The sequence below is a fragment of the Nonomuraea candida genome (assembly GCF_000725485.1).
GTDB classification, from domain to species: domain Bacteria; phylum Actinomycetota; class Actinomycetes; order Streptosporangiales; family Streptosporangiaceae; genus Nonomuraea; species Nonomuraea candida.
The window spans coordinates 258596-281708 of record NZ_KL647033.1; the positions used below are offsets into that span (position 1 = coordinate 258596).

A 23113-nucleotide genomic window follows, 5' to 3' on the forward strand; every position below is an offset into this window, starting at 1 on the left:
GCGCCCGACCGTATGGGGTCCTACCCCATAGGGAAAGGGAGCGGCGCGTGCGCCGCTCCCTTCTCATGTTATCGGCGCAGGCCGAGGCGCTCGATGAGCGACCGGTAGCGCTGGATGTCGACCTTCTGCAGGTACTTCAGCAGGCGGCGCCGGCGACCGACGAGAAGCAGCAGGCCACGACGGCTGTGGTGGTCGTGCTTGTGCGTCTTGAGGTGCTCGGTGAGCTCGCTGATGCGCTTGCTGAGCAGCGCGATCTGCACCTCGGGCGAACCGGTGTCGCCCTCGGTCGTCGCGTACTCGCTGATGATGGTCTTCTTGGCAGCGGTGTCGAGGGACACGGCTCTCCTTCGATCTACGGACACGCGCGAATGAGTCAGGAGTGCGAACGACCGTGCGTGCCTACAGTCGCCGCGTGAAGGCCGTCATGGCAGCGCGCAGCGCCGCCGCTACAGAGCCGACATGCAAGAATACCACCTCGGCCGTGATGCCCGGGCTCACGCCGTGACGTAGGCGGCCGCGTAGTCGCCGGTCGGGGCGATGGGCGTGATGACGTCCACCAGCACGCCGTTGGGGTCGGACACGATGAAGTGGCGCTGGCCGAAGTCCTCGTCGCGCAGCGCCAGCTCGGGGGTCAGCCCCTCGCCCTCGACCAGTCTGGCCCACTCCGCGTCCACGTCGTCCACCTCGAAGTTGAGCAGCAGGCCCGCGACCGGCCGGCGGTAGGCGGCGGGCAGGGTCGGGTGCGTGTGATCGAGCAGGGCCAGCTCGTACGGGCCGCGCCGCAGGCTCACGTACCAGTCGGCCTCGAACGTCACCTCGAACCCGAACAGCCGCACGTAGAACTCCTTCGACTCGGCGACCTTGCCGGTGCAGATCACGGGATAGAAGCTGCTGAGACGCATGATGCCTTCCTTTCACATACCGTCGGTATGTGGAGGTACGCTAGTTCGCATACCATCGGTATGTCAAAGGGGGCACGGGTGACCAGGGCCGCGCAGAAGGAACGCACCAGGCAGACGCTCCTGGCGGTGAGCAGGCGGTTGTTCGCGGCCAAGGGCTACGCCGCGGTGGGCCTGGCGGAGATCGTGCGCGAGTCCGGGGTGACGAAGGGGGCGCTCTACCACCACTTCGAGGGCAAGACGGCGCTGTTCCTGGCGGTTCTGGAGCAGGTGCAGCGGGAGGTGGCGGACCGGGTGGTCGCGGCGGCGGAGGCGGCGGACACGCCGTGGGACCGGCTGAAGGCCGGCTGCGCGGCGTTCGTGGAGGCGAGCGCCGATCCCGAGGTGCGGCGCATCATGCTGATCGACGGGCCGGCGGTGCTGGGCTGGAGCGAGTGGCGCGCCATCGACGCCGCCACCTCGGCGGCCCATCTGGCGGAGGCGCTGTCGGAGGTGCTGGCCTCGGGCGCGATCCCGGCTCAGCCGGTGGCGCCGCTCACCCGGCTGCTGTCGGGGGCGATGAACGAGGCGGCGCTGTGGCTGGCCGAGTCCACCGGCCCGGACGACCTGAAGGACACGCTCGCGGCCCTGTCCCACCTGCTCGACGGCCTCCGGCACCACGAGCCCGCGTAACCCGCCCAGACGCCTCGCCGGACCATCCGATCGGCCCAGACGCCCTCGCCGAACCACGTCGACGGTCAAGAGTGCGCGCCGTAACGGCGGCGCGCCACTGACCGGTCAGCGGGCGTTTCCCTGGACGGGCGCCGGCCCGCTACGGCGGTTGGCAGGCCACGGCACCGCCGTAACGGAAGGAGATCGGCCAGGCCACGGCACTGCCGTAACAGAAGAAGGAGATCGAAAGGAGATCAGCCGGTGAGACGCCGGGTGGCGTCGACGTCGGCGTGGATCTGGGCGATCAGCGCTTCGATGGAATCGAAGCGCGTGTTGCCGCGCAGCCGCGCCGCGAACTCCACCGCCACGTGCACGCCGTACAGCTCCAGGTCGTCCCGGTCCAGCGCGTACGCCTCCACCGTGCGCGGCACGCCCTCGAACGTCGGGTTCGTCCCGACCGAGATCGCGGCCGGCCACCGCTCCCCCTCGTACACCGCGGGCAGGTTGGCCACCGGCACGCACTCCAGCCACCCGGCGTAGACCCCGTCGGCCGGGATCGCGGTGTATTGAGGCGTCTCCACGTTGGCCGTCGGGAAGCCGAGCTGCCGCCCGCGCTGGTAGCCGCGCACGACCACGCCCTCCACCCGGTGCGGCCGCCCGAGCAGGTCCATCGCGCCGGCCACGTCGCCCTCGGCGATCCGCTCCCGGATCGCGGTCGAGGAGACGCCGTCGATCCTGGGCACGGCCTCGACCGTGAAGCCGTGCTGCTCGCCCAGCGCGCGCAGCGTCTCCACGTCGCCCTTGGCGTCCTGCCCGAACACGAAGTCCTCCCCCACCACGACCGCCGCGGCCCGCAGCCGCTCGGCCAGCACGTCCTGGGTGAACTCCTCGGCGCTCTGCCGCGACAGCCCGAGCGTGAACTCCACCACGTCGATCTCGTCCACGCCCAGCCCGGCCAGCAGCTCGGCCCTGCGCCGCGGGCTGGTCAGCCGGTCGGGATGCGTGCCGGGCCGCACCACCTCGTCGGGATGCGGCACGAACGTGACGGCCACGCTGCGCAGCCCCCGCTCGCGGGCGACGGCCACGGCCCGCCCGACCACCCGCTGATGACCGCGGTGGACCCCGTCGTACACGCCGATGGTGACGACAGACCTCTCCGAACCCTGCACGCCGGCCCCATTCGCTCGTCCCCGGATCAACGCGTACAAGCCTGCCACGCGGATCGCCGCCGGCTCCAATCGAGGGGGCTATCATCGGGCATCATGCCTCGTTACGCGCTTCTGATCCTGCCTGCCTTCAACCGGGTCTACGGCGAGAGCTCCGTCCGGCTGACCCGCGCCGAGCTGGCCGTCTTCAGCGCGCGCGCCCTCGACGGCGAGATCTTGGACAGCGCGGAGCGGCGGATCGGCGGGGTGCCCTACGTGACGTTCGAGACCGCGCGCCCGCTCGGCGAGCCCGACGTCCGGCTGCTGTCCAACCTCTCCTCCGTCTACGCGATCTTCGGCGTGGAGGGAGACCTGCTCAGGCCGCTGGAGATGCGCTCCCGCGACCGGCTGAGCAGCGACCTGATCACGATCCAGAAATACGCCGGCAAGACCAACGAGCACTTCACCAAGCTGCTGCTCAACGTCACCGCGCTGGCCTCCGACAAGGGGCTGGGTGACGGCCTGTCGGTGTTCGACCCGTTGTGCGGCCGCGGCACGACGCTCAACCAGGCCCTCATGTACGGCTACGACGCCTACGGCATCGACGTGGACGGCAAGGACTTCGAGGCCTACAGCGGCTTCATCAAGACCTGGCTGCGCAACAGGCGGCTCAAGCACACGGCCGAGACCGTCCCGGTGCGCCGCGAGCGGGCGCTGGTGGGGCGGCGGTTCAACGTCACGTTCGGCCTGTCGAAGGAGGCCGTGAAGTCCGGTGACGTGCAGCGCCTGACGGTGGTCAACGCCGACACGCTCAAGAGCCGCGAGTTCTTCAAGCCGCGCTCGTTCGACGTCCTGGCCACCGACGCGCCCTACGGCGTGCAACACGGCAGCAAGGGCGGCGCCGGCCTGTCACGCAGCCCGCTGGAGCTGCTCGGCAGGTCCGTGCCCGTCTGGGCCGAGCTGCTGCGTCCCGGCGGCGCGATGGGCATCGCGTGGAACACCTACGGCGGCAAGAGCGCCGAGCTGGCCAGGATCCTCACCGACGCGGGCCTGGAGGTGATGGACTACCCCGACTTCGAGCACTGGGTGGACCAGGCGATCGTGCGCGACATCATCGTGGCCCGCAAACCGTCCTGACCGCCGCACGCGGACCGGCGGCCTCCTGACCGCCGCGCGCCACACCGTCGCGAGCCGCCAAGCGGATGCCGCGGCCCGCGAAACGGCTCATCCCCGCGGCTCATCCCCGCGGCTCATCCCCGCGGCTCATCCCCGCGGCTCATCCCCACGGCTCATCCGACGAAGACGGCGAGGGGCTTGGCCACCCGGCCCTGCTCCTCCACCAGCGCCAGCAGCTCACCCTCCGGACCGAACACGCCGATCGGCCCCGGCCCGAGCCCCACGGCAGGCAGCCGCCCGCCGTGCCCGATCACGCGCGCCTCCTCGGCCGCGACGTCCCTGCGCGGGAACGCCGCCGCCACCGCCTCGCCGATCGGCAGGATCACGCACTCCTCGGCGAGCCGCTCGACGCTCCTGGCCAGCGACAGGTCGTAGGGGCCCACCCGCGTGCGCCGCAGCCTGGTCAGGTGCCCGCCCACCCCGAGCGCGTCGCCCAGGTCGCGGGCGAGCGAGCGGATGTAGGTGCCGCTGGAGCAGGTCACGACCGCGTCGACGTCGACGACGTCACCGTCCGCGCGGATGTCGAGCACGTCGAACGCCCGCACGGTGACGGGCCGCGCCCGCAGCTCGACCGCCTCGCCCGCCCGGGCCATCTTGTACGCCCGCTGCCCGTTCACCTTGATCGCGCTGACCTGCGGCGGGACCTGCATGATCTCGCCGGTCAGCGCCGCGACGCCCTTGTGCACCTCGGCCGCCGTGACGCCGGCCGCCGAGGCCGTGGCGACGACCTCGCCCTCGGCGTCGTCGGTGTTGGTGCGCACGCCGAGCCTGATGGTCGCTTCGTACACCTTCTCGGTCAGCGTCAGGTGCCCGAGCAGCCTGGTCGCCTTCTCCACGCCGACCACCAGCACGCCCGTCGCCATCGGGTCGAGCGTGCCGGCGTGGCCCACCCGGCGGGTGCCCGCGATGCGCCGCATCTTGGCCACCACGTCGTGCGAGGTCCACTCGCCCGGCTTGTCGACGATGATCAGACCGCTCTCGGCCATCAGGAAACCTTCCCCAGCTCGCGCCGGAACTTCGCCATGGTCTCCTCCACGGTGTCGTAGGAGGTGTACCCGGCCGCGTTGTGATGGCCGCCGCCGCCCAGGGCCGCGCACACGGCGGCCACGTCGACGGCGCCCTTGGACCTGGTCGAGACCTGCCAGTCGCCGTGGTCGTCCTCCTTGAGCACGACCGCGACCTGCGCCTCGTCGGTGCGGCGCACGATGTCGATGATGCCTTCGAGCTCGGAGTACGGCAGCCCGTACGCGGCCCGGTCGACCCGCGACACGTACGTCCACACCAGCCCGCCCTCCAGCGTCACCCGCTCCAGGGCGTGGGCCAGCACCTTGAGGTAGCCGAACGGGGAACGGTCCCACAGCTCGCGGGCGATCTCGTCGGTGCGCAGCCCGGTCGCCACGAGCCTGGCCGCCATCTGGTGCACGGCGGGCGTGGTCGAGGAGTAGCGGAACGACCCGGTGTCGGTCACCAGCCCGGCGTACAGGCAGGTGGCGATGTCGCGGTCGAGCCGCCCGCCGAGCCGGTAGACGAGCTGCTCGGCCAGCATGGCGGTGGCCGCGGCCTGGGCGTCGATGAGGTCGAGCGTGCCGAACCCTGAGTTGGACGGATGGTGGTCGACCACGATCACCTCGCGCGCCGAGGCGGCGTTGGCGCCCAGCAGCCCGACCCGCTCGAACGTCGAGCAGTCGAAGACGATCATCAGCTCGGGCGCCGCCGGGTAGTCGTCCGGCGGCACCAGCATCTCCTGCCCGGGCAGGAAGCGCAGCAGCCTGGGCACCGCGAAGTGCCGGTCGCCGAAGGAGGCCACCACCCGCTTGCCCATCGCGCGCAGCACGAACCCGACGGCCAGCATCGACCCGAGCGCGTCACCGTCGGGCGTCACGTGGCAGGCCAGCGCGACCTCGTCGGTCTGGCCGATCAGCCGCAGCGCCCGGTCCCACGAGGACTCGGGGATCGGGCCGCCGTCCGCCGGACGCCGCTCCAGGCTGGCCGGGCGGTCGGCCCTGTCGCGCACGTCGGGCGTCACGCCTGATCGTCCCTGCCGCTCTCCGCGCCGAGCTCGGCGTCCTCCTCCTCGTCGGGCTTGCGGTAGGGATCGGGCTCGCCGGCGTAGGAGGCGGTCTGGGCCTGCTTGGCCACCTCGGCGTCGCGCGCCCGCGCCGCCATGATCAGGTCGTCCAGGTGGCGCGCGCTGTCGGGCAGGGGGTCGTGCTTGAACGTCAGCGTCGGGGCGAAGCGCACCCCGGTCTGCCGGCCGACCTCCGAGCGGATGATCCCCTTGGCGCTTTCGAGGGCGGCGGCGCTGTCGGCCCGCTCCGCCTCCGAGCCGAACACCGTGTAGAACACGGTCGCGTCGCGCAGGTCAGCGGTGACGCGGGTGTCGGTCACGGTGACGAAGCCCAGACGCGGGTCCTTGATCCGGCGCTCCAGCATCTCGGCGACGATCTGCTGGATGCGGTCGGCGAGCTTGCGCGCTCGTGCTGCATCCACCATGTTCGCTCCCCCTCACGCACGACCTGGCCGTGCAGTCGTTCAATCTTCGTCGTTGTAGAGCCGGTGCCGGGCCGACAGCAGCTCGATCTCGGGGCGGAAGGCCACCATGCGCTCGCAGGCGTCCAGCACCTCCTTGCAGTTACCCGCGGAGGCGGAAACGACCGCCACGCCGACCTCGGCTCTGCGATGCAGGTCGAGATGTCCGGTCTCAGCCACCGCGATGCCGGGATAACGGCGCTGCAGCTCGGCGATCAGCGGGCGTACGACAGAGCGCTTCTGCTTCAGCGACCTGACGTCGCCGAGCAGAATGTCCAGGGTCAGAGCACCCACATACATCGTTGGCAACCACCGCTTGGCCTGGTGTGGTGGACGCACGACCGGCCTGCTGCGGTGGGGACCAGGCCAGGGCGTGCGAGAGGCGCCCGGCGGATGTCCCGCCGGGCGCCCGGCCGCGCGTCACGCGCGCGGCTTCTCCCGCATCTCGAACGTCTCGATCACGTCGTCGATCCTGATGTCGTTGTAGCCGACACCGATGCCGCACTCGAAGCCCTCGCGGACCTCGGTCGCGTCATCCTTGAAGCGACGCAGGGACGAGACGGTCAGGTTGTCCGCGATGACGACGCCGTCGCGGATGACCCTGGCCTTGCTGTTGCGGACGATCACGCCGGAGCGGACCAGCGAACCGGCGACATTGCCGATCTTCGGCACCTTGAAGACCTCGCGGACTTCGGCGGTGCCCATCTGGACCTCTTCGAACTCGGGCTTGAGCATGCCCTTGAGCGCCGCTTCGATCTCCTCGATCGCCTGGTAGATGACCGAGTAGTAGCGGATGTCGACGCCCTCGCGCTCGGCCAGGTCGCGCGCCCGGGGCTCGGGGCGGACGTTGAAGCCGATGATGACCGCGTTGTCGTCGGCGACGGCCAGGTTGACGTCGTACTCGGTGATCGCGCCGACCGCGCGGTGCAGGACACGGAGCCTGACCTCGTCGCCGACGTCGATCTTGAGCAGGGCGTCTTCCAGGGCCTCCACCGAACCGGACACGTCACCCTTGATGATGAGCTTGAGCTCGTCGACGCGGCCCTTCTCAAGGTCGCTGAACAGCTCTTCGAGGGTGCGGCGACGGCTCGACTTCGCCATGTCGGCGCTGCGCTTGCGCGCCGCGCGCTGCTGGGCGATCTGCCGGGCCATCCGGTCGTCGGTGACCACGATGAAGTTGTCACCGGCGCTCGGCACGGCCGTCAGACCCATCACCAGGACGGGACGCGACGGCGTGGCCTCCTCGACCGGCTCGCCGTTGTCGTCGAGCATCGCGCGGACGCGGCCGAAGGCCTCGCCACACACGATCGAGTCGCCGACGCGCAGCGTGCCGCGCTGGACCAGGACGGTCGCGACGGGGCCGCGGCCACGGTCGAGGTGCGCCTCGATCGCGATGCCCTGGGCGTCCATCGTCGGGTTGGCCCGCAGGTCGAGCTCGGCGTCCGCGGTCAGCAGGATGGCCTCGAGGAGGTCGTCGATGCCCGTGCCGTTCTTCGCCGAGATGTCGACGAACAGCGTCGAGCCGCCGTATTCCTCGGCCACCAGGCCGTATTCGGTGAGCTGGGCCCGGACCTTGTTGGGGTCGGCGCCCTCCTTGTCGACCTTGTTGACCGCGACCACGACCGGAACCTCGGCCGCCTGGGCGTGGTTGAGGGCCTCGATCGTCTGCGGCTTCACACCGTCGTCGGCCGCGACCACCAGCACCGCGATGTCGGTGGACTTGGCGCCTCGGGCACGCATGGCGGTGAACGCCTCGTGACCCGGGGTGTCGATGAAGGTGATCTTCCGGTCTTCGCCCTCGTGCTGGGCCGCGACCTGGTAAGCGCCGATGTGCTGGGTGATGCCACCCGCCTCGCGCGCCACCACGTTGGTCTTGCGGATGGCGTCGAGCAGCTTGGTCTTACCGTGGTCGACGTGACCCATGACGGTCACGACCGGCGGGCGCGCGGCCAGGTCGGCCTCGTCGCCCTCGTCCTCGCCGAACTCGATGTCGAAGGCCTCGAGAAGCTCGCGGTCCTCCTCCTCCGGGCTGACGACCTGGATGTTGTAGTCGAGCTCGGCGCCGAGGAGTTGCAGCGTCTCCTCGTTGACCGACTGCGTCGCCGTCACCATCTCGCCCAGGTGCAGCATGATCTGCACGAGCGAGGCGGGGTTGGCGCCGATGCGGTCGGCGAAGTCGGACAGCGAGGCGCCGCGCGGCAGGCGGATCGTCGCGCCGTTGCCGCGAGCGACCTGCACGCCGCCGATCGCCGGCGCCGACATGTTGTCGAACTCCTGACGCCTCTGGCGCTTGGACTTGCGGCCACGCGCGGGACGGCCGCCGGGACGCCCGAAGGCTCCCGCGGTGCCGCCGCCACGGCCACGGCCGCCGCCACCGGGACGACCGGCGAAGCCGCCGCCGCCACCGGGACCACCGGTGCCGGTGCGCTGACCGGTGCCGCCGCCACCCGGGCGACCGGCGAAACCGCCGCCGCCACCCGGACGACCGCCGCCACCGCCACCGCCGGGACGGCCACCGCCGCCACCGCCGGGACGGCCGCCGCCACCGCCACCGCCCGGACGGCCACCGCCGCCGGGACCGGCAGGACGACCCTGCGGCATCATCATCGGGTTGGGACGCGGGCCACCCGGACGGGGACCGCCCGCGCCGCCACCGGCTCCGGGACCCGGACGCGGGCCGCCGGGGGGCGGGCCCGGACGCGGACCGGGAGCGGGCCGGGCGTCGCCGCCACGGCTCTGCGGCGGACGCGGCATCGCGCCGTCGCGCGGCGGACCGTCACGACGCTCGCGCTGGCCGGGACCGCCACCGCCCTCGCGGTTGCCGCCCGGACGCGGCGGACGGGACTGGCCCATGCCGCTGGCGTTGGAAGAGAACGGGTTGTTGCCCGGACGCGGGCCACGGGGGCCCGGCTTCGGCCCGGGACCGGGGCGGGGACCGCCACCGGAGGGCGCGCCGGGACGCGGCGCCTGCGCGGCGCCACCGCCACCGCCCTGCCCCTGCGGGGCGGGACGCGGACCGGGCTTGGGGCCCGGACCCGGACGCGGGCCGCCGCTGGGGCTGGGCCGCGGACCCGGGGTCGGCCGGGCGGGCGCGCCGCTCTCGAAACGCGCCTGCGGGGCGCCGGAGGTCTCACCGCGCGCGGCCTCGGGCTGCTGCGGCTGCTGGTGCGGCATCGGCACCGGCGGGCGCGGCTGACCGCCGCCCGCGGGGCCGGGACGCGGACCGGGCTTGGGGCCCGGACGCGGTGGAGCGGGAACCGGCGCCTGCCCGGCGCCGTTACCGGCCTGGCTGTCCGCCGGCCGGGGCGCAGCCCTTGGCGGCTGCGGCTTGTTGGACGGCTGACCGCCGCCCCTGGAGGGGCCACCCTTGGATGCCCCCAGTGCTTCGGTGAGCCTGCGGACCACCGGCGCCTCGATGGTCGAGGACGCCGAACGGACGAACTCTCCCATCTCTTGGAGCTTGGCCATGACGACCTTGCTCTCTACGCCGAACTCCTTAGCGAGCTCGTATACCCGGACCTTCGCCACTGCACTCCCTTACTCGGCCCGGGAGGCTGGCTGTGCCGTCCGGACCGTCGCTACCTTGACGTCTTCATCGCCGCGTGCTCATCAGGCGCTCATAGCAATCTGACTCCGCCCATCAACTCGGCGTCCTACATGACATTTCGTGGTTCTCCCTCCAGGTGCGCCCGCACGGGCGACACGTCAAGCGGCCCCGGCACGCGGAACGCGCGCGGGAACGCTCGGCGCCGCTCGGCAAGCTCCAGACAGCTCAAGGACGGGTGCAGCGATGCACCGCGGCCAGGAAGCCGTCCTCGCAGGTCAGGGACCACATGGTCCTCGACCCGCACCAGGCGGAGCAGCTCGGACTTAGCCTCGCGAACCCTGCAGCCCACACAGGTGCGCTGTGGGACCGCTTGGCCACCATATTCCAGCTTACCGTGTTGACGCATCTACGGAACCGGCGGCATCTTCGGCTTGGGTGTCCGGCCGGATGTCGATCCGCCACCCCGTGAGCCTCGCGGCGAGCCGGGCGTTCTGCCCTTCTTTCCCGATCGCCAGCGAGAGCTGGTAGTCGGGCACGGTGACTCGCGCGACGCGGCCCTCGAGGTCGAGAACCTCGACGTGGGAAACACGCGCGGGCGACAGCGCATTCCCCACGAACTCTCCCGGGTCCTCCGACCAGTCGATGATGTCGATCTTCTCGCCGTGCAGCTCGGTCATCACGTTGCGGACGCGCGAGCCCATCGGCCCGATGCACGCGCCCTTGGCGTTGACGCCCGGCTTGCGCGACCTGACGGCGATCTTCGTACGGTGACCCGCCTCGCGCGCCACCGCCGCGATCTCCACGGTGCCGTCGGCGATCTCCGGCACCTCCAGCGCGAACAGCTTCTTGACCAGCCCGGGATGCGTGCGCGACAGCGTGACCGAGGGGCCCTTGTGCCCCTTCTTCACCTGCACCACGTAGGCGCGGATGCGCTCGCCGTGCACGTATTCCTCGCCCGGGACCTGCTCGGCGTGCGGCAGCACGGCCTCGATCTTGCCCAGGTCGACCAGCACCAACCGGGGGTCCTTGCCCTGCTGGATGACGCCGGAGACCAGCTCGCCCTCGCGGCTGGCGAACTCGCCGAAGTTGATCTCGTCTTCCGCGTCGCGCAGCTGCTGCAGGATGACCTGCTTGGCGGTGGTCGCGGCGATCCGGCTGAAGTTGCCGGGAGTGTCGTCGAACTCCCTGACGACCTCGCCGTCCTCGTCCAGCTCGGCGGCCCAGATCGTGACGTGGCCGCTGCCCCGGTCGAGCTCCGCCCGCGCCTTGGGCGCGGCGCCGTCGGTGCGGAAGTACGCGATCAGCAGCGCGTCTTCGATCGCCTTGACGACCAGGTCGAAGGAGATGTCCTTCTCCCGCTCCAGGCTGCGCAGGACGCTCATGTCGATGTCCACGACGGCTCCCCCTTAGCCTTCGTCGCCGTCGACGTCGTCGAAGCGGCGGAATTCCACCTGCACCCGTCCGCGGGTCAGGCTCTCGTAGTCAAGTCTGCGCGCCGTGCCGGCGACGTCGAGGTCGACGCCGCTCTCGTCGGCGGCCAGGATGCGGCCCTCCACCACGGTGCCGTCCGTCAGCTCCGCCTTCACCAGCCGCTTGGCCGCACGGCGCCAGTGGCGCGGCTCGGTGAGCGGGCGATCGACGCCCGGTGAGGAGACCTCCAGCGTGTAGGCCGTCTGGCCCATCGCGTCGTCCTCGTCCAGCGCCGTGGAGACGGCCTGGCTCACGTCGGCCACGTCGTCGAGGCTCACGCCGCCGTCGCGATCGACGATCACGCGTAGCAGCCGTCTTCTGCCCGCCTGGGTGACCGTGATGTCCTCCAGGTCGAGGCCCTCCGCGCTGACCACGGGCTCCAGGAGCTTCATCAGGTGGTCGCGGGGTGATGCGCTGCCCATATCGACCTCCCCTATTGTCATGTCTCAGCCGGGCGGACCTCGCCTCTGGCTCTCCGCCGTCTGGCCGCACAGCCAGCGACGACAGTTGACACCCTATCCGTATGAGGGCACGGAGAGAGCGCCACTCGTCATGGTCGAATGGCGGAGCGTCGCCGGACGGCTGTCGCGGGCACTGGCCGTACGATGCTACCGAGGCCCTGGCAGGTCAGTGACAACTGGAGGTTCGAGTCCGTGCGCGCGCGTCAGCTCTCCCGGCGAGCCCTGCTGGCGGGCGGAGCGGCCGCTCTGACCGCCTGCAGCGCGCCGGGCCCGTCGCGGCAGCCGCCCGTCCCGGCGCCCGACTCGCCGGAGACCGTCCTGTTGAAAGAGCTCATCGCGGAGAAGGAACGCACCATCGCGCTCTACACGTCCCTGATCTCGTCGGGGAAGTCCGACCAGCTCGTGCCGTTCCGTGACCGCCACCAGGCCCATCTCGACGAGTTGCGCAAGCACGTGCCCGCCGCCTCCTCGGCGTCGCCGTCCGCGCCCGTCTCGGCCTCTCCCTCCGCTACCGCCCGTTCAGGGGCCAAGCCGTCGTTGTCGCGGCTGCGGGAGCTGGAGGGCAAGGCCGCCGCGGCGCGTCCCCGCCAGCTCGCCGCGGTCTCGCCCGGGGTGGCCCAGCTCATCGCCAGCATCGGGGCCTGCGAGGCCGCCCACGTCGCCGCCCTGCCGAGGTCGCTGTGAGCGGCGCGGAAGCCGCCGGCCCCGGCGGCGTCGCAGCAGGCGGCGCGCGGGCCACCGGGCCCCGCGGCGTCGCCGTGAACGGCGCGGGGGCCGCCGGCCCCGGCGGTGTCGTGAGGGGCGCGCGGGGCGCCGGCACCGCCGATCCCGGCGACCTCGAGAAGTTGCGCAAGGCGCTGGCGGCGGAGCACGCGGCGCTGTTCGCGTACGGGCTGCTGGGGGCCCGCACGTCGGGAGAGGTGCGGGCGAAGATGACCGCCGCCTTCGAGTCGCACCGGGCCAGGCGCGACCAGCTGCGCACCCGCATCACGGCGCTGGGCGGCAAGCCCGCCGAGCCCGACGCCTCCTACGCGCTGCCGTTCTTCCCCTCCGGCACGGCGCTGGCCGTCAAGCTGGCGGTGCACCTGGAGAGCGGGGTGGCGGCGGCCTACCTGGAGCTGGCCGCCGCGCGCGACCCGGAGCTGCGCCGGCAGGCGGCGCTGGCCATGCAGGAGGCGGTCACCCGCTCCTACTCCTTCCGCCCCGACCCGCCCGCGGCCTTCCCCGGCATGCCGCCGGCCCCCGCGTCGCCCCCACCCTCGCCCCCGCCCTCCGCGGGCCAGATGGGCAACTAGGCCGGACAGCCGGCGGGGCCGGGCAGGCCGGCCTTGGCGGGGGCAGGCGGTGCGGGCGGCCGAAAGGGATCAGGCCGTGATGGAGGCGAGGATGCGGTCGGCGGCCTCGGCGAGGGGGATCTCGGACTTCTCGCCCGAGACGCGGTCGCGCAGCTCCACGACGCCCTGTGACAGGCCGCGCCCGACGACCACGATCGTCGGCAGGCCGAGCAGCTCGGCGTCCTTGAACTTCACGCCGGGCGAGACCTGCGGCCGGTCGTCCACCAGCACCCGCAGCCCGCGCGACTCCAGCTCCGCCCCCAGCTGCAGGGCGGCCTCCACCTGGTTCTCCTTGCCCGTGCCGACGATGTGCACGTCGGCGGGCGCGACCTCGCGCGGCCACACGAGCCCGAGCGCGTCGTGCGCCTGCTCGGCGATGACCGCCACCGCGCGGGAGACGCCGATGCCGTAGGAGCCCATGGTGATGCGGATGGGCTTGCCGTCGGGGCCGAGGGCGTCGAGACCGGCGGCGTCGGCGTATTTGCGGCCGAGCTGGAAGATGTGGCCGATCTCGATGCCCCGGTCGATGGACAGCTCGGAGCCGCAGCGCGGGCAGGGGTCGCCGGCGCGCACCTCGGCGGCCTCGATCGTGCCGTCGGGGACGAAGTCGCGGCCGGCGACCACGTTGGCGGCGTGCTTGCCGGGCTCGTTGGCGCCGGTGACCCAGGAGGTGCCGGTGACGACGCGGGGGTCGACGAGGTAGCGGATGCCGAGCTCGCGCAGGATCTGCGGGCCGATGTAGCCGCGTACGAGGCCGGGGTGCTTGGCGAAGTCGGCGGCCTCGAAGATGGCGGGCTCGCCGGGCGACAGCGCCGCCTCCAGGCGCTTGAAGTCCACCTCGCGGTCGCCGGGCACGCCGATGACCAGCGTCTCGGTCTTGTCGGAGCCGGGCGTGACGACCTTGACGACGACGTTCTTGAGCGTGTCGGCGGCGGTGATGGACAGGCCGTGGTGCTCGTTGACGTAGGAGACCAGGGTCTCGATGGTCGGCGTGTCGGGGGTGTCCATGACGCGCGGCGCGGGGGCGTCGTCGGTGGCGCGGGGGGCGGGCGCGGTCGTCACGACGGCCTCGGCGTTGGCCGCGTAGCCGCACGAGCGGCAGGACACGAACGTGTCCTCGCCGGTGGGCGTGGGCGCCAGGAACTCCTCGGAGGCGGAGCCGCCCATCGCGCCCGACTGGGCAAAGACGATCTTGTAGTCGATGCCGAGGCGGTCGAACGTCCTGATGTAGGTCTCGCGGTGCTGCTCGTAGGAGCGCTTGAGACCGTCGTCGTCGAGGTCGAAGGAGTAGGAGTCCTTCATCAGGAACTCCCGGCCCCGCAGGATGCCCGCCCTGGGCCGCGCCTCGTCCCGGTATTTGGTCTGAATTTGGTAAAGGGTGACCGGATAGTCCTTGTAGGAGGAATATTCGCTCTTGACCATGTCGGCGAAGAGCTCCTCGTGGGTGGGGCCGAGGAGATAGTCGGCGCCCTTGCGGTCCTGGAGGCGGAACAGCGTGTCGCCGTATTCGGTCCAGCGGCCGGTCGCCTCGTAGTATTCGCGGGGCAGCAGGGCGGGGAAGAGCACTTCCTGGCCGCCCATGCGGTTCATCTCCTCGCGGACGATCCTGGCGACGTTTTCCAGCACCATCTTGCCGAGGGGAAGCCAGGAATAGATGCCGGGCGCCACGCGGCGGACGTAGCCGGCGCGGACGAGGAGCTTGTGGCTCGGCACTTCCGCGTCTGCCGGGTCGTCCCGCAGGGTGCGAAGAAACAACGACGACATGCGCAGCAACACGGCTACTCCTTGCTCGAACCCGGATGTGAAGGACTACAGGCTATCGAGTCGGAGGAGCGCCGCGCGCGGGCTTATCAGGGCCCCTTCGGCGGGACGATCTCCCCGGCGCACGCGGGACGATCTCGCCGGCGCACGCGGAGCGATCTCCGCGCCTGCACCGGGCCGGCTTCCGGAAGCGCGCCGGGCCGGGCGTACGCGGTCAGACCGCCGGAGGGATCCAGCCCGCCACGAACGCGGTCAGACCGCCAGGGGGATCCAGCCCGCCACGAACGCCGCCAGGCCCACCGTGAACAGGCCCGCGAACACCGCCGACAGCGCCAGCGCCCGCACCCGCCCCCGCGTGTTCCTGCGCAGCAGGACCACCAGCACCACCGAGGCCAGCCCGACCACCATCGCCGGCCCCGGCCAGAACGACTGCTCGCTGTCGATGAACCCCGGGGTCGACCGGTCCACCACGTCGGCGATCAGCGCCGCGCCCACCGCGCCGGCGGCCACGTCGCCCCAGCCGTCCTGCCTGCGCGTGAAGTGGGCCAGCAGGCCGAGGGCGACGAGCAGGACGAGCGTCCAGTTGAGCCCGGCGGCGCTGCCGCCGATGATGTCGAAGGCGTCCTGCCCGCGCAGCGCGCTTGCGCCCATGGCGGCCACCAGCGTCGACACCGCCGCCAGGAACGTGGTCAGCAGCGCCCAGGAGAGCCCCGACGCGCTCGCGCCGACGGCCAGCGACAGAGCGAGATAGGCGTACGGGTCGTAGATCTGGCCGAGCCAGCCGGGGCCGGCGCCGGAAACGAGCGCGCCGAGCAGACCGACGGCCAGCCCACCGAGAAAGGCCGCCAGCAAATGGCGTTCGATGGCGCGCTGACGCCGGTCGTATTCGGCGAAGTCGGCGTAGTCGATCGTGGTGTTGTTCATGTCCATTCCCTGGTCAACCCCTCCCCCCTCAACGTTTGGGGATGACCACATCGAGATTATGCGAACGTCCAGAAAAGGCAAATTTCGGTCATCTCCCCGCCAAAACGAGCAACCGCTTGGTTAAGCTGGGCGGGTGGCACTCGCCGATGAACTCCGCGCCGTCGTCCGCGACCATCTCGCCGCCCGGCCCGGCGCGTCGTGGCAGGCGTTCGCGCGGGACGTGGGCGTCGCGGGGCTGCTCGTGCCCGAGGAGCACGGCGGGGCCGGATGCGGGCCTGCGGAGATGGCGGCGGTCGCGGAGGAACTGGGCCGGGTCCTGTCGCCCCACCCCTTCCTCCAGACGGCGGTCATGGCCGTCGAGGCCCTGCGCGCCTGCCTGCCCGCCGCCGAGACCCCCGCCACGGACGGGAGGCCCGCGCCGGAGCACGGCGCCGGCGGATCCCATGCGGCGGACGGCCCGGACGGCCTGGACAGGGCCGGTGCGGCCGGCGGCCCGGACGGAGCGGGCGAGGCGGGCGAGGCGGGGCGGCTGCTGGCGAGGCTGGCCGAGGGGGCGGTGAGCGCCACCGTGGTGCTGCCGGGCGACGGCGAGCTGCGGCTCGACGGTGACCTGCTCACGGGCATCGTGCCGTACGCGACGGCGGGCGAGCTGGTGCTCCTTTACGTGGACGGGCTGCTGGTGGAGGCGGTGCCGGCGGGGCGGGAGGCGTACACGACCATGGACGAGAGCCGGCCGCTGCAGCGGCTGGTCTTCCACGACACCCCGGTGCGCCGGATCGGCGACGGCTCATCGTGGGTCCGCGTCCGCGACCTCGGGATCGCCGCGCTGGCGGCCGAGCAGGCGGGCGGAGCGCGGCGGTGCCTGGAGATGGCGGTCGAGCACGCCAAGCGGCGGCACCAGTTCGGGCGGCCGATCGGGTCGTTCCAGGCGATCAAGCACAAGCTGGCCGATCTGCTCCTGCTGGTCGAGTCGGCCACCTCGGCGGCGCGGGCGGCGGCCGAGGACGGGGTGGCGGCGGCGGTCGCGGGGTCGTACTGCACGGAGGCGTACCTGACGGCGGCGCGCGAGAACATCCAGATCCACGGCGGGATCGGGATCACCTGGGAGCATCCCGCGCATCGCTATCTCAAGCGGGCCACCTCGGACGCCCAGCTCTTCTGCCCGCCCCAGGCCCACCGCGCCCGCCTCGGCGCGCACATCTTCGCCTCGGGCTGAGCCCGCCGCCCCTCATCCGGCCCGGCCCGGAGGGGAGATGGCCTTTCCGGCGAGCACGACGCGGCTCAGCGAGCGTGGCCCCTGGGGCTGCCCGGGGTCCCGGGGCGCTAGCCGCCGAGGAGTTCTTCCCAGGGGTGGCGGGTGTTGGTGGCGCGGGTGGTGTCGAGGGCCTCGGCCAGGCGCCAGAAGCCGCGGCGCGCGCGCACGCCGGCCCGGCCCATCGGATCGATCGCGCGCAGCTCGAAGCGCACGCCCATCACGTCGAGCACGGCCGAGCCGTCGCCGCCGGGCCCGGCCCTGGTGACGAGGGAGCCGTCGTAGTCGGGGTCGCGCACCTGCTCGACGAGGAGGGTGGCCACCTCGGAGGCGTAGGGCCCGTCGCGCCACTCGATGTGCCAGCTGTGGTCGGAACCGCGCCACCAGGTCAGGTCACGGCACGACTCGATGAAGTCGGCCTCGGTCGCCAGCGCGGCCATCACCCTGCCGAACGCTTCGTACCTGCGTGCGCTGGTGAGCGAGAGATCGTCGCCTTGGTCGGGGGACGCGCCGCTCTTCGGCCGCCGCAACGCGTGCTTTCGCTTCACGAGCATCCACTCTGATCGCCGCCGCGCCCTTCCCGCAAGTCTTTGCCACTGATACGCTCTACCAAGCGAGCGCTTGGTTCCCTACTTCGCCGGAGGCGCGATGACATCGCCGCTACGGATCAGCCTGGGCTATGAACTGGAGGTCCGCGGCCGTACCCGCGAGGTCGAGCAGCAGGCGTTCCGCAACGTGATCGACCAGGTCGTGCTGGGCGACCGGCTGGGGTGCGAGGCCGCCTGGTTCGTGGAGCACCACTTCACCAGGGGTTTCTCCCATTCCTCCGCGCCCGACCTGGTCCTGGCCGCCATCTCCCAGCGCACCGAGCGCATCCGCCTGGGGCTCGGGGTGGTGCTGCTGCCGTTCCAGTCCCCGATCCGCACCGCCGAGCGCGTCGCCACGCTGGACGTGCTGAGCGGCGGGCGGGTGGACTTCGGTACGGGCCGTGGCGCCTCTCCCCTGGAGTACCAGGCGTTCCAGCGGCCCTTCGAGAAGTCGCGGCAGATCTGGGAGGACTCGCTGGAGGCCACGCTGGCCATCTGGCAGGCCGACGGCGAGCCGGTCAGCCGCTCGAACGAGTTCTTCGAGATCCCCGACGTGGCCGTCTACCCCCGCCCGGCCCAGCGGCCCCATCCACCGGTGTGGGTGGCCTCCACCTCGCTGGAGGGCTACCTGGCCGCCGCCAGGCACGGGTACAACCTTCTCGGCATGACCATGCTCAAGGGCATCGACGACGTCGCCGCCGACATCGCGAAATATCGGGAATGCCTGGCGGAACATGGCTTCGACCCCGCCTCCCGGCGCGTCGCGCTCATGATCCCCTGGCATGTCGCCCCGACCCGCGAGGAGGCCAACGCCACGGCCGCAGATCCCGTGCTGTGGTACATCCGCCGGCAGGTCAACCTGGTTACCCCGCCCGACTACTACGACGCCCGCCACGCCACCCACCGCGTGCTCGGGCAGCTCGCCGCCGGGCTGCCGCCCGAGGAGGCGATGGCCACGCTGCGGGAGCACCTGATGGTGGTGGTGGACGACGTGGAGGGCTCGCGCAAGGCGCTGGGCAGGATCGCCGAGGCCGGGGCCACGGATCTGATCATCCAGGCGCAGGTGGGCGGGCTGGCGCACGAACAGGTCTGCGCGTCGATGAAACTGTTCATGACCGAGGTGGCCGGCATCTCGGGTGACGATCCCGGCGGCGCCTCGGGTGACGTTCCCGGTGACGCCGTGGGCGGCGCGGCCGGGGCCGTGAGCGAGGTGGCGCGGTGACCGGCGGCGGGCGCGGGGCGCGCTGGCTGACCAGGGACGATCTCGGAGCCGCCGCGGGCTCCGCCACCGGGCTGCTGCTCGTCTCCCCCGACGTGTCCAGCGTCTTCCCGCTCTCCCCCGCCGACCGCGCGGCCGCGGCGGAGCTGACCGGGGCGGCGCTGCGGGAGGCCGGGGTCGGCGCTCGCGACCGCGTCGTGGTCGCCCTGGCCGAGCCGGCCGGCGCGCTGTGGACCGCCGCGGCGGCGGACGTGGCCGGGGCCGCCGCCTGCGTGGGCCCGCGCGGCCGGATGCGCCTGCACCACGCGCTGACCGCGCTGAAGGCCACCACGCTGGTGGCGACCCCGACGGGCGCGATGGACTTCCTGTCGCGCCTGCATCTGGAGTTCCTGCTGGACCCGCTGGACCTCGGGCTGCGCAGCATCGTGCTGACCGGTGAGATCGCCGCCAGGCGCACGCTCGGGCATCTGGCGGGCGAGTTCGGGGCCCGGGTCACGGAGGTGCTGGCCAGCCCGTTCGGCGGAGGCGCGCTGGCGTGGCGGGCGGCCGAGGACGAGCCGCTCCGGCCGCTCGCGGAGGGCCTGCTCGGGCTGGCCGCCCTGGGCAAGGACGAACTGGCCAAGGACGACCTGGGCAAGAACGACCTGGGCAAGGACGAGCCGGCCACGAACGGGCGGGCCGGGGGCGGACAGGCCGAGGGCGGCGGACAGGTCGAGGGTGGCGGGCCGGCCGAGCTGGTGATCACGCCGGCCGGGCACGCGACGCTCGGTGACGCCGTGCTCAGGACCGGGCTGGTGGCCGCGGCGGCGGGCCCCGGCCTGCCGGCCCCCGCCCACACCGTCGGTGAGCACGTGCTGGTCAGAGGCGTGTGGCTGGCGCTGCCCCGGATCGACAGGGCGCTGTCGCGGATCGACGGCGTGGCCGGGTGGGAGCTGACGGTCAACCGGCAGGGGACGCTGGACACGGCGGTGCTGACGGTGACGTTCGGCAGGCAGAGCCTGGTGGGCAACCCGATGTGGAAGGCGCGGATCGAGCAGGCCGTACGGGCGCTGACGCCGGTGTCGGTGCGGGTGGAGACCGCGCGGGAGATCTCCGAGACGCCCGCGCCCGGCACCGTGAACGACCTGCGCGGCCACCACCTCGGAAGGGACAGGGCGCTCGTCGTCTGAGTGATCGGAGAGGCAGCCGATGGGATCGACGCCGGACTGGGGGACGCTTCCCTGCATGCTGCGCGACCAGGCCGACCGCCACCCGGACGACGTCGTCGTCGCCGATCCCGCGGGGCCGCGGATGACGCTCGCCGCGCTGCGCGCGCAGGCGGCCGGGATCGCCCGCGGGCTCGTCGCGCTCGGCGTGGCGCCCGGTGACCGGGTGGCGATGTGGGGGGTGAACTCGCCGTACTGGGTGGCGCACGCGTTCGGGATCTGGGACGCGGGGGCGGTGATCGTACCGGTGCCGGCGCGTGGCAAGGGCATCGAGGCGGCGCAGCTCATCGCGAAGACCGGCGCGAAGGTGCTGGTCACGGGGGCGGGCCCGGCCGGGGAGCCGCTGGCCGGGCTGCTGCCCGACCTGCTGACGCCGCCGCCCGGCCTGCGGCACGTCGTGACGCCCGACGGGCCGGGGCTGGAAGCGCTCGGGGCGCGCGTGCCCGCCCGCGAGGCCGAGGAACGGGCGCTCGCCGTCCGGCCCGGGGACCTGTGCGAGATCATGTCCACCTCCGGCACCACGGGCACGCCCAAGGGCGTCATGATCGACCACTCCCAGGTCCTGCGCGGCTACTGGGACTGGTCGGAGATCGTCACGCTGGACGAGCACGACCGCTATCCGGTGATCGCGCCGTTCAGTCACGGGTTCGGGCTGAACGCCGGGCTGGTCGCGTGCGTGCTGCGCCGGGCCGTGATGGTGCCGATCCCGGTCTTCACGCCGGACGCCATGATGTCGCTGATCTCGTCCGAGCGGGTCACGGTGCTGGCCGGGCCGCCGACGCTGTTCCACCGGCTGCTGGACGAGCTGGAGCGCGCCCCCTGGGACGTGTCGTCGCTGCGGGTGGCCATCTGCGGGGCCGCCGCCGTGCCGGCCCGGCTGATCACGCGGCTGGTCGAGCGGGTCGGGCTGGACCGGGTGATCAACGCGTACGGGCTGATGGAGGGCACGGTCGTCTCCATGACCAGGGCGGGCGACCCCGTCGAGGTGGTCGCCGCCACGGCGGGCCGGCCGGTGCCCGGCATCGAGGTCAGGATCGTGGACGACGACGGCAAGGAGGTCGCGGCCGGCGAGCGCGGCGAGATCCTGCAGCGCGGCTACGGCGTGATGCGCGGTTACTGGGAGGAGCCCGAGCGCACGGCCGAGGTGATCGACGCCGACGGGTGGCTGCACACCGGCGACATCGGCGTGCTGGACGAGTCGGGCAACCTGGCGATCGTGGACCGCAAGAAGGAGCTGTACATCGTCAACGGGTTCAACGTCTCCCCCGCCGAGGTCGAGTCGCTCCTGCTGCGGGAGGGGTCGCTGGCGCAGGCCGCCGTCGTCGGCGTGCCGGACGCGTCGTCGGGCGAGGCGGGGCTGGCGTACGTGGTCGCGCGGCCCGGCCGGACCGCCGACCCCGAAGCGCTGCTGGCGTGGGCGCGGGCGAACATGGCGGACTACAAGGTGCCCAAGCGGATCGTGGTGCTGGACGCCCTGCCGGCCAACGCCAACGGCAAGATCGACAAGCTCGCGTTACGCCGCCTCTCGTGAGGCGTGCTCCAGTGCCACGTGCGGGGTCGCCTCTGGCGGCGTCACCTCTGGCGGCGTCACCTCTGGCGGCGTCACCTCTGGCGGCGTCTGCCGGGGTGCTTCCGTCGGCGTGCGCCAGAGGCGCTTGCGACGGCGGGGTGCCGGGGTAGCGTGGAGGTAGGCCCCTTCGCCCGGGAGCTGCCATGTTGCGCCTGCTGTCCGGTGAGGCCGCACGAAGGTTCGGGGGGCGCGCGGCCGTCGTCACCGGCTCCGCCCGGCTGTCGTTCGCCGCCCTCGACCGCCTCTCCGACCAGGTCGCCGCCGCCCTGGCCCATCGCGGCGTCCGGATCGGCGACCTGGTGGCGCTGGCGCTGCCCGACGGGCCGGAGTTCGTGATCTGCTACGTGGCGGCGGCCAAGATCGGCGCGGTGACGGCGGGGGTCGGCACGGCGGGTCTCGGGACGGCCGGCGTCGCGACCGGGCGCGCGGGTCTGCCGGCCGCGCTCGACCCCGCCCTGGTCGTCACCGCGCCCGGTGTGCTGCCGCCGGCGGCCGGGCTGGACGTGGTGACGCTGCCGCTCGACCCGGCGGGGCGCGGCCACGGCGAGCGCGGCGAGTACGGCGAGTACGACCCCGCACGACTTCACGGGCTGCGCAGGGCCGAGCCGCCTCCGCCGCCGTTCCCGCCGGACCCGGGCCGGCCGGTGGTGATCACGTACACGTCGGGCAGGACGGGGCCGCCCAAGGGCGTGCTGTTCGGCGACCGCCAGCTGGAGGCGATCCGGGCCCACGGCGCCGGGCTCCGGTGGGGCACGGGGGACGCCAGGCTGGTGCCGCACCCGCTGGGGCAGCTCGGGTTCGCCACCCGGCTGCCGGTCTTCCTGCAGACCGGGCGGACCTGCCACGTGATGCCCGAATGGAGCCCGGAGGCGGCGCTGCGGGTGACGCGCGAGCACGGGATCCGGGTGCTGCAGGGCAGCCCGTACCAGCTCGAAGCCATCCTGGCGTGCGGCGAGGATCTGCCGGGGCTGGCGCTCATCCTGTCCAGCGGCGCGCCCGCCCGGCCGGAGCTGATCAGGGAGCTGCGCGGCAGATACGGCGTGCCCGTGTGCAACCGCTACATCTGCACCGAAGCCGGGCTCGGCCTGGGCACGCGCCCCGAGGACCCGCCCGAGGACGCGGAGACCACCGTGGGCAGGCCGCGCGGCGGCGTGACCGTCTCCGTCAGGGACGCGCGGGGCCGGGTCCTGCCTCCCGGCGAGCCCGGCGAGGTGCTCCTCCGCTCGGACGCGGTCATGAGCGGTTACGTTGGCAGGAACGGCCCCGATCACGCGGCATTCGCCAGGGACGGGTTCATCCGGACCGGTGACCGGGGATACATCGATCACACTGGCCGGTTGCATCTGGTGGGACTCTTCGATCGCGGACCGGCATAGGGAGGCA

At 72.6% G+C, this 23113-nt stretch carries 23 protein-coding genes; 9 read left to right on the plus strand and 14 right to left on the minus strand.

The window, feature by feature from the left end; translation table 11 throughout:
• Positions 1 to 68: 68 nt before the first annotated feature.
• Positions 69 to 338 carry a 30S ribosomal protein S15 gene (gene rpsO / locus IO39_RS49125; RefSeq protein WP_043640874.1) on the minus strand — a complete coding sequence of 90 codons (270 nt, stop codon included), beginning with the start codon at positions 336 to 338 and terminating at the stop codon, positions 69 to 71.
• A 156-nt stretch (positions 339 to 494) separates the two neighbouring features.
• On the minus strand, positions 495 to 902 hold the full coding sequence (locus IO39_RS49130) for a VOC family protein (RefSeq protein ID WP_043640876.1): 408 nt from the start codon (positions 900 to 902) through the stop codon (positions 495 to 497).
• Between the two features lie 60 nt (positions 903 to 962).
• Between IO39_RS49130 and IO39_RS49135 the strand changes: the two genes are divergently transcribed.
• Positions 963 to 1571, plus strand: coding sequence for a TetR/AcrR family transcriptional regulator (locus IO39_RS49135; protein WP_043640879.1), 609 nt, complete (start codon positions 963 to 965; stop codon positions 1569 to 1571).
• 233 nt (positions 1572 to 1804) lie between these two features.
• Here the strand turns inward: IO39_RS49135 and IO39_RS49140 are convergent, their stop codons facing one another.
• On the minus strand, positions 1805 to 2719 hold the full coding sequence (locus IO39_RS49140; RefSeq protein WP_043640882.1) for a bifunctional riboflavin kinase/FAD synthetase: 915 nt from the start codon (positions 2717 to 2719) through the stop codon (positions 1805 to 1807).
• Between the two features lie 93 nt (positions 2720 to 2812).
• On the opposite strand from IO39_RS49140, the gene IO39_RS49145 reads away from it, so the two are divergent.
• Positions 2813 to 3832, plus strand: a complete 1020-nt coding sequence (locus IO39_RS49145) for a TRM11 family SAM-dependent methyltransferase (protein ID WP_043640885.1) — start codon at positions 2813 to 2815, stop codon at positions 3830 to 3832.
• 152 nt (positions 3833 to 3984) lie between these two features.
• On the opposite strand, the gene truB is transcribed toward IO39_RS49145, so the two are convergent.
• The 8 genes from truB to rimP form a co-directional block, all read right to left on the minus strand.
• On the minus strand, positions 3985 to 4857 hold the full coding sequence (gene truB / locus IO39_RS49150) for a tRNA pseudouridine(55) synthase TruB (protein ID WP_043640887.1): 873 nt from the start codon (positions 4855 to 4857) through the stop codon (positions 3985 to 3987).
• On the minus strand, positions 4857 to 5897 hold the full coding sequence (locus tag IO39_RS49155) for a DHH family phosphoesterase (protein ID WP_043640890.1): 1041 nt from the start codon (positions 5895 to 5897) through the stop codon (positions 4857 to 4859). The genes truB and IO39_RS49155 overlap by 1 nt, the downstream gene beginning before the upstream one ends.
• Positions 5894 to 6364 (minus strand): 30S ribosome-binding factor RbfA, encoded by a 471-nt coding sequence (gene rbfA, locus IO39_RS49160; protein WP_043640892.1) that lies wholly within the window; start codon positions 6362 to 6364, stop codon positions 5894 to 5896. Before rbfA ends, IO39_RS49155 begins: the two co-directional genes overlap by 4 nt.
• Before the next feature lie 39 nt (positions 6365 to 6403).
• On the minus strand, positions 6404 to 6700 hold the full coding sequence (locus tag IO39_RS49165; protein WP_043640895.1) for a DUF503 domain-containing protein: 297 nt from the start codon (positions 6698 to 6700) through the stop codon (positions 6404 to 6406).
• Positions 6701 to 6820: 120 nt separating this feature from the next.
• Positions 6821 to 9928: a translation initiation factor IF-2 gene (gene infB / locus IO39_RS53935; protein ID WP_084774788.1), complete on the minus strand. Its 3108-nt coding sequence runs from the start codon at positions 9926 to 9928 to the stop codon at positions 6821 to 6823.
• Between the two features lie 125 nt (positions 9929 to 10053).
• A complete protein-coding gene (locus tag IO39_RS53940; RefSeq protein WP_084774790.1) occupies positions 10054 to 10353 on the minus strand; it encodes a YlxR family protein in 300 nt (99 codons plus the stop codon).
• Entirely contained in the window at positions 10337 to 11341 is a 1005-nt protein-coding gene (gene nusA / locus IO39_RS49175; protein WP_043640900.1) for a transcription termination factor NusA, read from the minus strand. Before nusA ends, IO39_RS53940 begins: the two co-directional genes overlap by 17 nt.
• A 12-nt stretch (positions 11342 to 11353) precedes the next feature.
• A complete protein-coding gene (rimP, locus tag IO39_RS49180) occupies positions 11354 to 11839 on the minus strand; it encodes a ribosome maturation factor RimP (protein WP_043640903.1) in 486 nt (161 codons plus the stop codon).
• A 231-nt stretch (positions 11840 to 12070) separates the two neighbouring features.
• On the opposite strand from rimP, the gene IO39_RS49185 reads away from it, so the two are divergent.
• Positions 12071 to 12562, plus strand: a complete 492-nt coding sequence (locus tag IO39_RS49185; RefSeq protein WP_043640905.1) for a hypothetical protein — start codon at positions 12071 to 12073, stop codon at positions 12560 to 12562.
• Positions 12559 to 13173 (plus strand): ferritin-like domain-containing protein, encoded by a 615-nt coding sequence (locus tag IO39_RS49190; protein ID WP_245642705.1) that lies wholly within the window; start codon positions 12559 to 12561, stop codon positions 13171 to 13173. Before IO39_RS49185 ends, IO39_RS49190 begins: the two co-directional genes overlap by 4 nt.
• A 69-nt stretch (positions 13174 to 13242) precedes the next feature.
• Here IO39_RS49190 and IO39_RS49195 read toward each other — a convergent pair whose 3' ends face one another.
• Together IO39_RS49195 and IO39_RS49200 are read right to left on the minus strand one after the other, a co-directional pair.
• Positions 13243 to 14988: a proline--tRNA ligase gene (locus tag IO39_RS49195; protein ID WP_043640908.1), complete on the minus strand. Its 1746-nt coding sequence runs from the start codon at positions 14986 to 14988 to the stop codon at positions 13243 to 13245.
• 237 nt (positions 14989 to 15225) lie between these two features.
• Entirely contained in the window at positions 15226 to 15897 is a 672-nt protein-coding gene (locus tag IO39_RS49200) for a hypothetical protein (RefSeq protein WP_157549929.1), read from the minus strand.
• 133 nt (positions 15898 to 16030) lie between these two features.
• Between IO39_RS49200 and IO39_RS49205 the strand changes: the two genes are divergently transcribed.
• Entirely contained in the window at positions 16031 to 17113 is a 1083-nt protein-coding gene (locus IO39_RS49205; RefSeq protein ID WP_043640913.1) for an acyl-CoA dehydrogenase family protein, read from the plus strand.
• Between the two features lie 107 nt (positions 17114 to 17220).
• Here IO39_RS49205 and IO39_RS49210 read toward each other — a convergent pair whose 3' ends face one another.
• The gene (locus tag IO39_RS49210; protein WP_043640916.1) at positions 17221 to 17703 is read right to left on the minus strand and encodes a hypothetical protein; all 483 of its coding nucleotides are present in this window, start codon (positions 17701 to 17703) and stop codon (positions 17221 to 17223) included.
• Positions 17704 to 17797: 94 nt separating this feature from the next.
• Here IO39_RS49210 and IO39_RS49215 point away from each other — a divergent pair, with 94 nt between their 5' ends.
• The 4 genes from IO39_RS49215 (at position 17798) to IO39_RS49230 (ending at position 23106) form a co-directional block, all read left to right on the plus strand.
• Positions 17798 to 18958 (plus strand): LLM class flavin-dependent oxidoreductase, encoded by a 1161-nt coding sequence (locus IO39_RS49215; protein WP_245642706.1) that lies wholly within the window; start codon positions 17798 to 17800, stop codon positions 18956 to 18958.
• Positions 18955 to 20124: a hypothetical protein gene (locus IO39_RS49220; protein ID WP_052424350.1), complete on the plus strand. Its 1170-nt coding sequence runs from the start codon at positions 18955 to 18957 to the stop codon at positions 20122 to 20124. Before IO39_RS49215 ends, IO39_RS49220 begins: the two co-directional genes overlap by 4 nt.
• A 55-nt stretch (positions 20125 to 20179) precedes the next feature.
• Complete coding sequence (locus IO39_RS49225; RefSeq protein ID WP_157549930.1) at positions 20180 to 21691, plus strand: AMP-binding protein; 1512 nt, start codon at positions 20180 to 20182, stop codon at positions 21689 to 21691.
• A gap of 182 nt (positions 21692 to 21873) precedes the next feature.
• A complete protein-coding gene (locus IO39_RS49230; protein WP_043640921.1) occupies positions 21874 to 23106 on the plus strand; it encodes a class I adenylate-forming enzyme family protein in 1233 nt (410 codons plus the stop codon).
• Positions 23107 to 23113: the final 7 nt, after the last annotated feature.

What these genes read in the sequence shown, in the direction of transcription:
- IO39_RS49130 (WP_043640876.1), bottom strand. Translation starts at nt 902, where the DNA reads ATGCGTCTCAGCAGCTTCTATCCCGTGATCTGCACCGGCAAGGTCGCC.
- IO39_RS49135 (WP_043640879.1), top strand. Translation starts at nt 963, where the DNA reads ATGTCAAAGGGGGCACGGGTGACCAGGGCCGCGCAGAAGGAACGCACC.
- IO39_RS49145 (WP_043640885.1), top strand. Translation starts at nt 2,813, where the DNA reads ATGCCTCGTTACGCGCTTCTGATCCTGCCTGCCTTCAACCGGGTCTAC.
- truB (WP_043640887.1), bottom strand. Translation starts at nt 4,857, where the DNA reads ATGGCCGAGAGCGGTCTGATCATCGTCGACAAGCCGGGCGAGTGGACC.
- rbfA (WP_043640892.1), bottom strand. Translation starts at nt 6,364, where the DNA reads ATGGTGGATGCAGCACGAGCGCGCAAGCTCGCCGACCGCATCCAGCAG.
- IO39_RS49165 (WP_043640895.1), bottom strand. Translation starts at nt 6,700, where the DNA reads ATGTATGTGGGTGCTCTGACCCTGGACATTCTGCTCGGCGACGTCAGG.
- IO39_RS53940 (WP_084774790.1), bottom strand. Translation starts at nt 10,353, where the DNA reads ATGCGTCAACACGGTAAGCTGGAATATGGTGGCCAAGCGGTCCCACAG.
- rimP (WP_043640903.1), bottom strand. Translation starts at nt 11,839, where the DNA reads ATGGGCAGCGCATCACCCCGCGACCACCTGATGAAGCTCCTGGAGCCC.
- IO39_RS49200 (WP_157549929.1), bottom strand. Translation starts at nt 15,897, where the DNA reads ATGAACAACACCACGATCGACTACGCCGACTTCGCCGAATACGACCGG.
- IO39_RS49210 (WP_043640916.1), bottom strand. Translation starts at nt 17,703, where the DNA reads ATGCTCGTGAAGCGAAAGCACGCGTTGCGGCGGCCGAAGAGCGGCGCG.
- IO39_RS49215 (WP_245642706.1), top strand. Translation starts at nt 17,798, where the DNA reads ATGACATCGCCGCTACGGATCAGCCTGGGCTATGAACTGGAGGTCCGC.
- IO39_RS49225 (WP_157549930.1), top strand. Translation starts at nt 20,180, where the DNA reads ATGCTGCGCGACCAGGCCGACCGCCACCCGGACGACGTCGTCGTCGCC.
- IO39_RS49230 (WP_043640921.1), top strand. Translation starts at nt 21,874, where the DNA reads ATGTTGCGCCTGCTGTCCGGTGAGGCCGCACGAAGGTTCGGGGGGCGC.